This window comes from Rahnella sp. JUb53, assembly GCF_004346065.1.
Lineage (GTDB): Bacteria > Pseudomonadota > Gammaproteobacteria > Enterobacterales > Enterobacteriaceae > Rahnella > Rahnella variigena.
The window spans coordinates 1-12,999 of the sequence record NZ_SLYT01000002.1; the positions used below are offsets into that span (position 1 = coordinate 1).

10 protein-coding genes are annotated in these 12,999 nt (G+C 50.0%); all 10 read right to left on the reverse strand.

What is annotated here, in order from left to right; genetic code table 11:
• Positions 1-148: 148 nt before the first annotated feature.
• Genes EC840_RS04575 through EC840_RS04620 form a run of 10 tightly spaced genes read right to left on the reverse strand, consistent with a single transcriptional unit; the run spans position 149 to position 12,996 of the window.
• Entirely contained in the window at positions 149-910 is a 762-nt protein-coding gene (locus EC840_RS04575) for a DUF6708 domain-containing protein (protein WP_132964111.1), read from the reverse strand.
• A 56-nt stretch (positions 911-966) separates the two neighbouring features.
• Entirely contained in the window at positions 967-1,728 is a 762-nt protein-coding gene (locus EC840_RS04580) for a DUF6708 domain-containing protein (protein ID WP_132964112.1), read from the reverse strand.
• Between the two features lie 55 nt (positions 1,729-1,783).
• On the reverse strand, positions 1,784-2,545 hold the full coding sequence (locus tag EC840_RS04585; RefSeq protein ID WP_132964113.1) for a DUF6708 domain-containing protein: 762 nt from the start codon (positions 2,543-2,545) through the stop codon (positions 1,784-1,786).
• A gap of 56 nt (positions 2,546-2,601) precedes the next feature.
• Complete coding sequence (locus tag EC840_RS04590) at positions 2,602-3,363, reverse strand: DUF6708 domain-containing protein (protein ID WP_132964114.1); 762 nt, start codon at positions 3,361-3,363, stop codon at positions 2,602-2,604.
• 21 nt (positions 3,364-3,384) lie between these two features.
• The gene (locus EC840_RS04595; RefSeq protein WP_132964115.1) at positions 3,385-6,438 is read right to left on the reverse strand and encodes a T6SS effector BTH_I2691 family protein; all 3,054 of its coding nucleotides are present in this window, start codon (positions 6,436-6,438) and stop codon (positions 3,385-3,387) included.
• 24 nt (positions 6,439-6,462) lie between these two features.
• Positions 6,463-7,335: a hypothetical protein gene (locus EC840_RS04600; RefSeq protein ID WP_132964116.1), complete on the reverse strand. Its 873-nt coding sequence runs from the start codon at positions 7,333-7,335 to the stop codon at positions 6,463-6,465.
• Positions 7,335-8,138: a DUF6708 domain-containing protein gene (locus EC840_RS04605; RefSeq protein ID WP_243701014.1), complete on the reverse strand. Its 804-nt coding sequence runs from the start codon at positions 8,136-8,138 to the stop codon at positions 7,335-7,337. Before EC840_RS04605 ends, EC840_RS04600 begins: the two co-directional genes overlap by 1 nt.
• 29 nt (positions 8,139-8,167) lie before the next feature.
• The gene (locus tag EC840_RS04610; RefSeq protein WP_243701015.1) at positions 8,168-8,971 is read right to left on the reverse strand and encodes a DUF6708 domain-containing protein; all 804 of its coding nucleotides are present in this window, start codon (positions 8,969-8,971) and stop codon (positions 8,168-8,170) included.
• A 6-nt stretch (positions 8,972-8,977) separates the two neighbouring features.
• A complete protein-coding gene (locus tag EC840_RS04615; RefSeq protein WP_132964117.1) occupies positions 8,978-12,082 on the reverse strand; it encodes a T6SS effector BTH_I2691 family protein in 3,105 nt (1,034 codons plus the stop codon).
• Positions 12,083-12,102: 20 nt separating this feature from the next.
• Complete coding sequence (locus tag EC840_RS04620) at positions 12,103-12,996, reverse strand: hypothetical protein (RefSeq protein WP_132964118.1); 894 nt, start codon at positions 12,994-12,996, stop codon at positions 12,103-12,105.
• Between the last annotated feature and the right edge of the window lie 3 nt (positions 12,997-12,999).

The following is a 12,999-nucleotide window of genomic DNA, read 5'->3' on the forward strand; positions in this document are numbered from 1 at the left end:
TGCGGCTCGTGGTTCTCCGGCATATCTTCCCGCCAGTTTTGGATGGGTGGATTGAGTTTCGGCTGTGGTTCTTCTATGGTAAACAGAGGCATTTGAGGGTAATCCTTTAGGGTTTAGCTTTTCCATCTTGCGAAAGTTACAGGGCGCTTTAAGGTGCCGTTGTTGACTCCCGTTCCATATCGTCTGGCCAGCGGTCTGCCTTGCGCGGGCGCCAGTCGTCAGGCCGGCCGGTTTCTACCGGATCTGCTGTGACCGAGTCATGCTGCATATAGACAGAGAGATAACTCCAGATCTGGCACAGCATTTCCTGTGAGCTGCGCTCTTTAGCGATCAGAAAGCGGGTAACGACTTTATTTGTGCCCGGCTCGCAAACCGAACCGAAAAGCTGGAAGCCCATATTATAACGATCACTGGAATAACGTATTTCGCCGCGAACATCCGCCCAGTTATATGACCGGATGGTGACTGGCCATTTTAGCCATGGAAAAAATGTACGTTTATATTCGAAAATATAGATTTTTTGACGTTTACGGTTCAGGCGGATTGGCTGATCGCGAGGCTGTACAAAATACATCTTCAGGGTAAAAAGCGCGAGTGGAGAAAAAGCACATACCGCAGTCATGCCTAAGAAAATCATCACATAATCATCGTGTCCCATTTGTAAGACAAAACCCAATATCCCAATACCAAAGGTAAAAATGGAAATGAAAATCCCGCATATTAACATCCCCCCCCATACTACTTCCGTACTATAACGGGGTACTTCCAGAAAGGTATCGTTAAGCGTTGTTAGCCAGCGTAGCTTAGGGGGCACCAGCTGTGGTTCTTGGTTCTCCGGCATATCTTCCCGCCAGTTTTGGATGGGTGGATTGAGTTTCGGCTGTGGTTCTTCTATGGTAAACAGAGGCATTTGAGGGTAATCCTTTAAGGTTTAGCTTTTCCATCTTGCGAAAGTTACAGGGCGCTTTAAGGTGCCGTTGTTGACTCCCGTTCCATATCGTCTGGCCAGCGGTCTGCCTTGCGCGGGCACCAGTCGTCAGGCCGGCCGGTTTCTACCGGATCTGCTGTGACCGAGTCATGCTGCATATAGACAGAGAGATAACTCCAGATCTGGCACAGCATTTCCTGTGAGCTGCGCTCTTTTGCAATCAAAAAGCGGGTAACGACTTTGTTAGTGCCGGGTTCACAGACTGAACCGAAAAGCTGGAAGCCCATATTATAACGATCACTGGAATAACGGATTTCGCCGCGCACATCCGCCCAGTTATATGACCGGATGGTGACTGGCCATTTTAGCCATGGAAAAAAGGTACGTTTATATTCGAAAATATAGATTTTTTGACGTTTACGGTTCAGGCGGATTGGCTGATCGCGAGGCTGTACCAGGAACATCTTAAAGGCTAAAAGTGCAATGCTAAACAACACAAACGCCCCTCCTAGTCCAACAACTATCATTCCATAACCATCATGCCCAGCCTGGATGGCGAAGCCTGAAACACTCATGCCAATGGCAAGAACCGATGATAATATCCCACTAAATATCATTCCTCCCCAAGAAATTTCAGTGCTGTAAAGAGGGACCTCTAGAAAAATATCGCTTAGCGTCGTCAAGCATCGCAGTCGAGGAGGGATAAGCTGCGGCTCGTGGTTCTCCGGCATATCTTCCCGCCAGTTTTGGATGGGTGGATTGAGTTTCGGCTGTGGTTCTTCTATGGTAAACAGAGGCATTTGAGGGCAATCCTTTAGGGTTTAGCTGTCCATCTTGCGTAGGTTACAGGGCGCTTTAAGGTGCCGTTGTTGACTCCCGTTCCATATCTTCCGGCCAGCGGTCTGCCTTGCGCGGGCGCCAGTCGTCAGGCCGGCCGGTTTCTACCGGATCTGCTGTGACCGAGTCATGCTGCATATAGACAGAGAGATAACTCCAGATCTGGCACAGCATTTCCTGTGAGCTGCGCTCTTTTGCAATCAAAAAGCGGGTAATAACCTTGTTAGTGCCCGGCTCGCAAACCGAACCGAAAAGCTGGAAGCCCATATTATAACGATCACTTGAATAACGTATTTCGCCGCGAACATCCGCCCAGTCATATGACCGGATGGTGGTTGGCCATTTTAGCCATGGGAAAAATGTACGTTTGTACTCAAAAATATAAATTTTTTGGCGTTTGCGGTTCAGGCGAATAGGTTGGTCACGAGGCTGCATAAAGTAAATTTTTAGCATAAAAAGTGACAGGGTAAATATAATAAACGCCCAAGCTAAACCAATTGAGACCATCCAATAACCCTTAATCCCTTCTTGCATAAAAGGACCCGAAATCGCAAAACCGATGGCGAGAAAAGACAATAATATTCCACTCATTAATACCCCTCCCCATAGAATTTCACTACTGTAGCGGGCTAACTCCAGAAAGGTATCGTTAAGCGTTGTCAACCAGCGTAACCGCGGCGGCACCAGTTGTGGTTCGTGGTTCTCCGGCATATCTTCCCGCCAGTTTTTAATGGGTGTAGTGAGTTTCGGCTGTGGTTTTTCCATGGTAAACAGAGGCATTCGAGGGCAATCCTTTAAGGTTTAGCTTTTCCATCTTGCGAAAGTTACAGGGCGCTTTAAGGTGCCGTTGTTGACTCCCGTTCCATATCGTCTGGCCAGCGGTCTGCCTTGCGCGGGCGCCAGTCGTCAGGCCGGCCGGTTTCTACCGGATCTGTTGTGACCGAGTCATGCTGCATATAGACAGAGAGATAACTCCAGATCTGGCACAGCATTTCTTGTGAGCTGCGCTCTTTAGCTATCAGAAAGCGGGTAACGACTTTATTAGTGCCGGGTTCACAGACTGAACCGAAAAGCTGATACCCCGAGTCTAACCTTGCATAGGAATAGCAAATTTCGCCATGAACATTGCCCCAATCGTAAGAGCGGATGGTTGTTGGCCATTTCATCCATGGGAGTTGCGCACGTTTGTAGTCGAAGATATAAATTTTTTGCCGTTTCCGATTCAGGCGAATGGGTTGGTCTCGGGGCTGGGCTAAGTACATTCTCAAGCCAAAGCTGGCCATAGCAAAAAAAACAAATGTCCCTCCCAATCCTATAATTATCATCCCATGACCAGTGTGGCCATGTTGTATGGCAAAACCAGAAACCCCAACACCAATGCCAATAATCGACATTAAAATTGCCCATGCAAGCACCCCTCCCCAGGAGACTTCAGCGCTGTAACGAGGGACTTCCAGATAGGTATCGTTCATCGTCGTCAACCAACGTAGCTGCGGTGGTACCAGCTGAGGTTCGCGGCTGCTCGGCAAATCCTCTTCCCAGTTGTTTATAGGTGGTATGAGCTTCGGGGTGGGTTCGTCCATTGTGAACAAGGGCATGATATTGCATTCCTTTTGGGGTTAGCTATCCAGTTGGGCTGTAAGTTGCAGGCTGTCATCCTGCCGGGTTCTGTCCGGCCAGTAAGTTACGACCAGTTCGGCGGTGTTAAAGCGTGCAGTATTTAGCGGAAACTCACCGTCCAGTTGCAGTCCGCTGTGTGTTTGGGACGATATTACGCCCCAGGTTTCAGTCAGGAAATTCGCTGACTTTACTTCGGTCACTGGCAGTGCCCCTGGGACAACCCCCATTCTTGAGCCAATCAGGATGGGCATTTTCTGATATGTTTGCTGCTCCGGCGGTGTGAGTCCGGTCAGTTTTGCGGGTGAAGCGCTTCGTGCCAGTATCAGGCGATTGCCGTTGCCGCCGGTGGCTGTCAGCTCGACAAGCCAGTCTGAACCTGCCGGGTTGCAGTCCGCCAGTATGACCCTGGCAGCCAGCATGCGGTTACCCAGGATCCGGGTGTTGCTCATTATTTCCGTGGCCCAGTCACCACTTAGCTGTGCCGACACACCACTGGCGAGGATATGCAGTTGTTTCATGGCCTCCTGAAGGTCAGCAGGGTTTTCAGCACGCCACATAGGGTGTTTATCGTCTTCATTTTGATCGGTTCCGAAACATGTATGCGATAACCAACGCTCCAGCGGAGAACGTACAAAAAGATTGCCAATAGCGACCAATGTAAAGGCCGCTATCCCAAGGGCAAGACACCAACCAACCGGACCGAAGAATGTAAAAATACCTGCGTAACTAAACGCGACACCAATAAAACCAGAAGTTACTGTTGCTATAGCCGCTATACCGTAAAGCAATGTAGCGGTTATATCCCCGTTTTGATATAAATCATAAGCCTTAATCCCCAACGCAATACCGTCAATTATCGCTGCGAAGCCGCCAATCACTCCTGCGCCCCGAATGAGAAGATCGCCATTCTTGAATAATCCCGCGACAGCCGCGCTTTGCCCGACAATTTCTACCGCGGAAGCCATGATGATTAAAGACTTGGAAGCCAGCCCCATCTCTGCCTGAGTATCGCCCGGTATGGCTTTCTTCAGCTCATCCAGATCGCTAAAAGTGGCATACAGCAAAATTCCGGCCAGAATCACTCCAATAAAGCCGCTCTGGAGATCTGTTGATACCTTTAACTGACTGCGTGCTGCATTACGCATATCAGCTTCACCCAACTCAATTTCACCGGAGAGCAGGGAGCGGTCGATGGCGTCGGATGTGACAGCTGCCGGGAGAGCCTTATTCAGCGGTGCGCCTAATTTAACCGTGATTTTTTGATCAAGGATGGCCGGGTCAGTGATTTGCGTCCAGTGTCCCATACGCGAGGTACTGGTTACGCGGCCATTTTCTTCGCCCGAGATACTCCAGGCAGGTTTACCGTGGGCATCAAGCTGGATTTGCAGCATGTGCTGATATTCGCGGATAGTGAGCTTCCCGGTAAGCAGGGTCGCGGCAGGCACATCTGCTGATGTATAAGCTACGGCTTGTAACATTCGCACCATCCCGGATTTTGCCTGTGCAGACAATGTGTTTTCGAGCTTGCTGAATGCGCCGGAAATGGAGGTGATCAAGCTTGCCATTATTTTCTGATACGCGGGGCTGTTGATATAATCGCTAACTTCCTTACTGTTTAGCACTGCTTTCAGGTTGGCATAGGTCAGGCTGCCGCCGAAGACCTGCGACGGTAAATCGGTTACACCCGGCTGGCTGCGCATCAGGGCCATATACGGCGGGCTTTGCGGATCTTCCAGCCATCTTGCCCATTCCGGGGTCTCGCTGTCTTTGCCGCTGTTTTCCATATCAAAACCCGCGACACTGCCCTGAAGACAGCGGGTAATGGTGGTCAGCTGTGCCACCCAGTTGATAGCACTGTTTTGCGGGGCATAGTCGTTCTTCAGAATGGCCAGCCAGAGCGCAGAACGGTAGGCGGCATTCAGATCCTTCCAGGTGGCGACAATTTTGCGGTTGTAGCCGTCAACGGTGGACTGATAATCCCGGGCAAACTCTGCCCGCGCGGGTTCATCATAATAATCTTCCATACGACGCGTGGCTTTATATACCTCTGCTGCAACCTGGTTTTCACGTGAAGTGGAGTACGACGTGGTGTAACCCGGCGTGTAAACCCCCTTTATATTCGGGTCTGTTTTCATCTGCGCTGCTGTTGATTGTTTAATCTGCAGAATGGCATCAGAAATCATTTTCTTATGAATATTACTGGTTATGGCTGTATATGCAGCCAGTGCCTCTACGCAATCCAGTCGTCCGGTGTTTAATTCCTGAATTACTCCGACTTGATCGTCGAGCACTAATGCAGTCACCGGCGCCTTATACTGGTGCGTTAACTGGGCGATGCGGTTCCCCAGTGCCGTTTGCTTTTGAGGATCCATACGATGAGAAAAGCCATGCGCGCCATTCGGTAATCCTTCCTTGCCCGCGATACTGGGAAATGAATCCGTGGCGAATTCCAGCACATTACTTTTGAGGGCAGACAGCGAAGGGTCAAGTGTCAGACTACGACTGGGGTCTGCAGCAGTGACATTTCCCTCAGACAGGGTTATCTGAGTAAAACGGCTGGCGGGACGTGTTCCATTCAGGTATTCATCCAGCACCGTTTTGCTCCACGGATCACTACTGAATGCCACGGCTGCTTGTGTATATTTTGGATCGATATTGATAAAACCCGCCACGATCTCGTGGTTCTGCGTCAGACAGGCCTCGCTCAGCGATTCGACTTTTTCTCCTTCAGGCATTTCTTCAGCATTGAACATGCGTAAGGCACCTTCAGGCGTCACCTGATAGCCTTGCCAGTAGGTGTTATCCAGCAGGACATACAAATATCCTTCCCGCAGTGTGCGTAGTGCGTATTTATACTCGCCGCCCGTTAGTTCGGAATCCTGCTTCGGCACCGAAGGCGCCCAGCCGGTATTGACCAATGGTTTTGGAACGGCGGCCACACGCAGGGGGAAAATAGCGACACCTTCTCGCTTGCAGGCTTTACAGCCTGATGGCGTGCCCGCTACCTGTTCGCTTGCGGCACTGTTCTGAGAAGCTTGTGATTGTGAACTCATCGTCAAAATTCCTTTTTTTATGCGCTATGGCCCGATAAGCGTCTGCAAGAGGGCATCCGAAAGCGTGGGGAATAACCGGGTCAAATACAGATCCGAATGGCTGGCAACCTGTTCTAACAGCGCCGATACCTCGGGGTGTGCAGTGATGTTGTCGGGTAACGTCAGGTAACTTAGTGCAAGACATACTGTGTCAGCTTTATGGGGAAGTCTGGCCAGTTCGGACTTCGCCCAGGCATCCGCCGCTTGCTTTGCGGCATCGGCAGGCAGTGAGCCACCGGTTTTGTGCCAAGCAGACAGCAATCGCCAGATATCACGCACATTATTCTGTGCGCACTCTGTACCCCATTTCATCCGCCATTCATCCCCCTCAGTTGTGCCGGACAATACCTGCATACGACCACTACAGGAGATCCAGCACCACTGGCTGATGTTGCTGATAAGGCGGGAGAATTCATTTTTTCCGTTGAGCGCAGTTAACAGTTCGAGGCGTAATGGCTCATAAAATGGGACGATATTTTCGCGCTGTACTTGTTTACATAAGCCTGCCAGCTCTGCGGCAAATGCCTCAGGTGCCAGCGGCGAACTTATCCAGCCGCAGATATAACGCTTTTCATAGAGCTTTTCATCGCGGGAAAAGTCTTCGCTTTTAAGCAATAACTCCTCATTACAAAGTAACCCGGGCAGGGCCAGCAGCATCACCATCGGACAATACTGAGGTGCGTATGCAAGGTCAGGCCGAAGTACTCTGTACAGGGCATCATTCCCAAATACGTCACTGAGGCGATTGAGATGCAGGGCGTTCCAGGATGGAACACTTTTCAACGGATCCAGCAGCAGGTAGCGGTATTCATCGCACTTTGCGTTTAACAATTCTGATAATGACATTGCTGTAGGCATTAACGGCAGCTCTCAGTGCAGGTTGCTTCCGGTGCCGTGGTCGATTCCCGGTCGATATCAGCAGGCCAGCGGACGGTGTTAAACGGCGTCCAGCTTGCGGGCGCCTTTGTCAGCAGAGGGGCGGTGGGCACGGGCTTCGCCTGCATGTAGTGACAGCAGTGGCTCCATAATCCGTAAGCATCAAACACACTGCCAACCGTCCAGGTGAGGATAAACCTGTCCATGACTTCTACGGTACCGGGTTTGCAGACGGCGCAATAGATACGATGCCCCCAGTCAGCATGGCCCGCCATCAGCACCCGTTCGGCATGAATATCTGTCCAGTCAAAAACCTTAATAACAGGGTGCCAGCGTTTCCATGGCCATATACTTCGCTGATATTCGTAAACATACACTTTCTGACGCTTACGGTTAAAGCGAACCGGGGCGCCACGGGGTTCGAATAAAACCTTTTTAAAGAAAAATAAGAAGAAAATGATGCTTAAGACAGTTAGCCCATTAAAGATTAAATCGGAAGATATCCCCACCTTATAAATAGATTGAATGATAATATAGAGAGGTATTAAAAAAATAATGACTACAAACCATATCCCTCCCCAGCCATAATTTACATAGCGCGGAATTTCCATCCAAACATCATTTATTGCATTCACCCGAATAAGTTGCGGAGGATAATGCTGTTCCTCTGCTTTGTCAGGTAAATCTTCATCCCAATTATCGACAGGCGGAGTTAATCTAGGATGAATGCCTCTGGCGGCTTCCCGTTCGGCGATTTTTTTGCTGCGGCGTTTAAGCTTACCCATGGTTGATCATCCCTGTTGTGCGCTGAGCGTCATGCTGGCTGGTTATCGGGTACCGTGGTCGACTCCCTGTCAATATCAGCAGGCCAGCGGACGGTGTTAAACGGCGTCCAGCTTGCGGGCGCCTTTGTCAGCAGCGGGGCGGTGGGCACGGGCTTCGCCTGCATGTAGTGACAGCAATGGCTCCATAATCCGTAAGCATCAAACACACTGCCAACCGTCCAGGTGAGGATAAACCTGTCCATGACTTCTACGGTACCGGGTTTGCAGACGGCGCAATAGATACGATGCCCCCAGTCAGCATGGCCCGCCATCAGCACCCGTTCGGCATGAATATCTGCCCAATCAAAAACCTTAATAACGGGGTGCCAGCGTTTCCATGGCCATATACTTCGCTGATATTCGTAAACATACACTTTCTGACGCTTACGGTTAAAGCGAACCGGGGCGCCACGGGGTTCGAATAAGACCATTTTTAGGCAATAAATGAAAAATGAGAAGAAGCCTAAAACTGGGAAAAGAAATAGGCTAAAGAATAAATAATTAGACAGCATTCCCAAGAGGGAAATGAAATTTATGCACCAAATAGCAGAGAATAACAAAATTAAAGTGCAGAACCATATCCCGCCCCACATAATATATTCAAAGCGTGGGATTTCCATCCAGACATCATTAATGGCATTCACCCGAATTAGTTGCGGAGGATAATGCTGCTCCTCAGCTAAATCGGGCAAATCTTCATCCCAGTTTTTTATAGGGGGAATTAAGCGGGGGTGAATGCCTCTGGCGGTTTCCCGCTCGGCGATTTTTTTGCTGCGGCGTTTAAGCTTACCCATGGTTGATCATCCCTGTTGTGCGCTGAGCGTCATGCCCAGCTTATAATCCTGTTCAGCTTTATCCGGCCAGTATTCTGTTACCAGCGTGACGTCGGGAGTACGGTTTTGTTCTACCCAGACACTCACCATCACGTTTAGGTTGGTCACGCCGGTGGGCTTCCCGTTTTCATCGTTTTCGTCGTCTAAGCGCCACTGATATTTGCCATAGCCGTCAGGTCCGGCAAGCTGGTAATGGTCTTCAAAGCCCGGGATATTATGAGATTGTGAAAACAGTACCACGCTGTCATTGTCACGGGTCAAGGTGGCTGACCAGGCTCCTTTTACCTCTGCCCACCCTGGCAGGCTTACCCGTAAATCTACCCGACGGTATTTTACCGACTGTACGGTTGCTGTGCCGGTCAGAATATCAAGGTCAGAGGCAAAGGCCACATCTGCCACCATGCCACTGACAATAGCCCGGTATTCCACCAGCGCTTCAGCCAGGTCCTCAAGACTTCCAGCATGCCAGATCGGATAGTTGTTGATATAGTTGCCTGGAATACCAAAACAGGTACGACGCAGCCAGATTTCAAATGCAGTGCTTCTGAGTTCGGATGCCTCATAGCTAAGTATGATCCCCATTACGATGAGTATTGCAGCCCAACCTGCTGGTCCCAACCCAATTAGCCATGTATTACTGGTTAAGGCAAAAATGCCACGGAATCCCCAAATAGCTCCAATGACACTACTTGCTATGAAGGCTGCTCCTGAAAAAGCACTCGCAACACTAGCATCATTATCGCCAGAATTCGCATCCTCTGAAGCATGCATCCATTGCCGAATGCCTTCGAATATCCCTGCAACCCCTCCCAGTACTGCCCCATACCTTACCAACTTAGGCACCTGCTGCGCTTCGCTCAGCACGACCCAGTTTAGTTTCACCGCCAGCTTGGAGGCGAATCCGGCAACTTCAGCCATGCCTTCCAGCACCAGAAGGCGGTTAATGGCATAGTCCGCAAGGGCATCCACATCGGTACCAACGGAATTTTTCAAAGCATCGGCTTTAGATTCCCAGTCTGCCAGTTGTAAGCCTAATAACCCGGCGCCCAGGATCAGGCCTGCAGAGTCGCCACTGATATACCGGCGTCCGCGTTCGTTCCATTTCGCCATCTGCGCATAACTTGCTTTAACAATGGGAGTTTTCTGCCCCTTACCCTGCAAAGAGACGTCGGAGATAAACAATTCATTAAAGTCTTTCATCATGGCCGGGTTATTGAACGGTTTTTCAGTGACGTTGAGATGTGGCAATTCACTTTTTAACTGTTCAAGCGTGCCGAGTGTGCTGTACTGGACTTTGACCGGCGTATCCAGCTCTTTGCCGCGCATACCCATGATCTCATCGACGACAGCTGCGCTGCCGCCTTTTCGGCCGGTGTCTTTAAAGCTTTCATTGTTCACTGACAGAGACTGACGAAGCGCGGCGTTGTTTTTAAGATTTCGCTTCAGCTTTCGGAAGGTTGTTTCATATTCGAGCACCACCGTTGATTCTCCCGCCGTCAGCATGGCGGACTGTAACATTGCCTGATAGCCTTTGTGCATAGCCGGATCAACTGTCTTACCCAGCAGACTCACCGAGCCACTGACAGCCAGAATCCGACTCGCCCAACCCTGCTGAATAGCTAAATTTTTCAGGTAATTGCCGAATTCATCGGACGTCAGGCCGGTTTTAATATCGCTGTAAACATTTCCGCCGCTGAATACTGTCTCCAGAAGGGAGGTTTTCATTCCCGTAAAGCCCAGATAGGCTGGAGAATTTGCCTTCTGCAGCCATTGTTGCCAAACTTTTTTTGTTTCTTCCCCCATTGCTCCGCCCTGGACACAGGCGGCAATGGTCTTCATCTGTGCAGCCCAACCCGCAGCATTGGTTTCCGGGGCGTAATCATGATGGATGATATCCTCCCAGAGCCGGACCTGATACCAGGCTGCCAAATCCTTATCAATAGCTTTGAGTTGTTGTTCAGGTACTGTGAAGTATTGGGTAAATTCCTTTTCGGAAGCGGCGCGTGCCGTTTCATCATAACTTTTCAGTAAACGAGCATATTTTACTGCAAAGGCCTCTTCGGCGACTTTCTCTTTGGGGATGTACTCTGGCTCGAAACCTCCGATAGCCGGGCCGGTCATTTTATAGCGGGGTGAACTTGTCTGAGTAATGCCTGCTTTAATATTGTCAAGATACTGCGTGATCGCTATAGAAATCATATGCTTGTGAAGGACGCCCGGTTTCTGAGTATATGCCTGGCAAGCTTCTGTCAACTGCATGCGGGCAATATTCAGTTCCTGAACTATCCCGACGGGATCATTTACAACAACAGCCATCACCGTGCAGGAATATTCTTTTTCCAGGTGGGAAATCCAGCTTTCCATAGCATTCTGCTTGACGGTTTCTCTTCGTGGGTAAAAACCGTGAGCACCACCCGTTTTGTCCTCTGTTACCTGTATGACATTAGCAAAGACGTCCGCGGAAAATTCTGCCACGTTAGCTTTTAGCGTCGCGAGAGAAGGGTCAAGTGGCATACACACTTTATCCTCGGCGGACACCTGGGTACCGGTCAGGATTATTTTAGTAAAACGTGTCGACGGGCGTTTTTTTTCCAGGTATCCGGCCATCACCTCCAGACTCCACGGATCTCTGCTGAAGGCCAGCCATGCCTCTTTGCAGTCTTTATCAATGTTGATAAAGCTGGTGGGAATGTCGTGGTTAGCGGTGCGGCAACTCTCGGCAAGTGGTTCAATAGTGTCACTTTCCGGCATCGCTAATGAGTTTAATTGTCGCATGCAACCATTAGCTGTCACCTGATACACCTGCCAGATTTTTTGATCCAGCAATACATACAGGTATCCCATGCGCAAAGTGCGCAGGGCATATTTGAATTCACCGCCAGTGAGTTCTGCATCCTGTTTCGGCACCGCAGCAGGTAACCAATTCCGGTTCATCAATGATTTTGGTACTGCGGCCACACGGAGAGGAAATATCGGAATGCCCTTCCGCTTACATGCTTTACAACCTGAAGGCGTGGTGGTTGCCTGATGGCTGGCATCCGCATTTTGATTAACTTGATCTTTAAGCCCCATAGCGACGAATTCCCTTTTCGTTAGGCTGCTGATGTCTTATCGGATTTTTCCAGTTCATCCCAAACGGCATCCGGTAACGCTGATACAAGTCTGCTGAGGCGCAGAGAAGGATTTGCGATAACCTGCTCGAGCAAAGCTCTGACGGCAGGGTGCTGTTCAATATCGACCGCCAGCGTCAGGTGGCAGAGAGAGAGGAAATTACGATTTTCTTTCTCAAAATGACCCGTTTCCTCAATGTTCAGCCAGGTATTGGCCGCATTTATCGCTGCATCCATCGGTAGGACGGGGCGAACAAGTTGCCATGCCTGCAAAAGTGAGAAGATCCCGGGGATTTCTTGCTGAGTCAGTGCAGTGTCAGATGCTGGCACCCATTTCTCTTCTGCCACTTTCCCCGTCTGAACGCAAATATCACCTGTGCTCGTCATATACCACCAATGGTTCACCGGCCAGAGGCATGTGGCTAGGCCGTCCGGCTCCATAGCTTGTAATAATTCAAAGCGCAGGGGCTCAAAAAACGGTGTGACCGTGTTCTCAATCAGGTTATTGAAACGTTCTGCCAGTTCGGATGCCAGTTGTTCTGGTGCAGTAGTACTGCACAGCCAGCCGCACAAGTATCTTTTTTCCTGCAACATTTCACTTCGGGCGTAATCCTCTGAACTCGCCAGCCATGAAAACTCGCAGTGCTCGCCTGGATAAGCCAGTAAAACGAGCCGAGGACAGTGCTGAGGTGAATGGGGTAAATCACCTCTCAGCACCGTGTATATCGCCCTAACTTCGGGGGCGTCTTGTAACTGTTGCAGATGGAGTGGATTAATAATCGAAACACTTTTTAACGGATCCAGTAGCAGATACCGGTATGAATTCGGATGCTGATTCAGCCGGTCCTGTATCGTTATCTTTTGATCAAGTTCCATCGC

Excerpts from the sequence above, each read along its gene's own strand:
- EC840_RS04615 (WP_132964117.1), bottom strand. The coding sequence starts at position 12,082 with ATGGGGCTTAAAGATCAAGTTAATCAAAATGCGGATGCCAGCCATCAG.
- EC840_RS04610 (WP_243701015.1), bottom strand. The coding sequence starts at position 8,971 with ATGGGTAAGCTTAAACGCCGCAGCAAAAAAATCGCCGAGCGGGAAACC.
- EC840_RS04585 (WP_132964113.1), bottom strand. The coding sequence starts at position 2,545 with ATGCCTCTGTTTACCATGGAAAAACCACAGCCGAAACTCACTACACCC.
- EC840_RS04620 (WP_132964118.1), bottom strand. The coding sequence starts at position 12,996 with ATGGAACTTGATCAAAAGATAACGATACAGGACCGGCTGAATCAGCAT.
- EC840_RS04575 (WP_132964111.1), bottom strand. The coding sequence starts at position 910 with ATGCCTCTGTTTACCATAGAAGAACCACAGCCGAAACTCAATCCACCC.
- EC840_RS04600 (WP_132964116.1), bottom strand. The coding sequence starts at position 7,335 with ATGCCTACAGCAATGTCATTATCAGAATTGTTAAACGCAAAGTGCGAT.
- EC840_RS04605 (WP_243701014.1), bottom strand. The coding sequence starts at position 8,138 with ATGGGTAAGCTTAAACGCCGCAGCAAAAAAATCGCCGAACGGGAAGCC.
- EC840_RS04590 (WP_132964114.1), bottom strand. The coding sequence starts at position 3,363 with ATGCCCTTGTTCACAATGGACGAACCCACCCCGAAGCTCATACCACCT.
- EC840_RS04580 (WP_132964112.1), bottom strand. The coding sequence starts at position 1,728 with ATGCCTCTGTTTACCATAGAAGAACCACAGCCGAAACTCAATCCACCC.
- EC840_RS04595 (WP_132964115.1), bottom strand. The coding sequence starts at position 6,438 with ATGAGTTCACAATCACAAGCTTCTCAGAACAGTGCCGCAAGCGAACAG.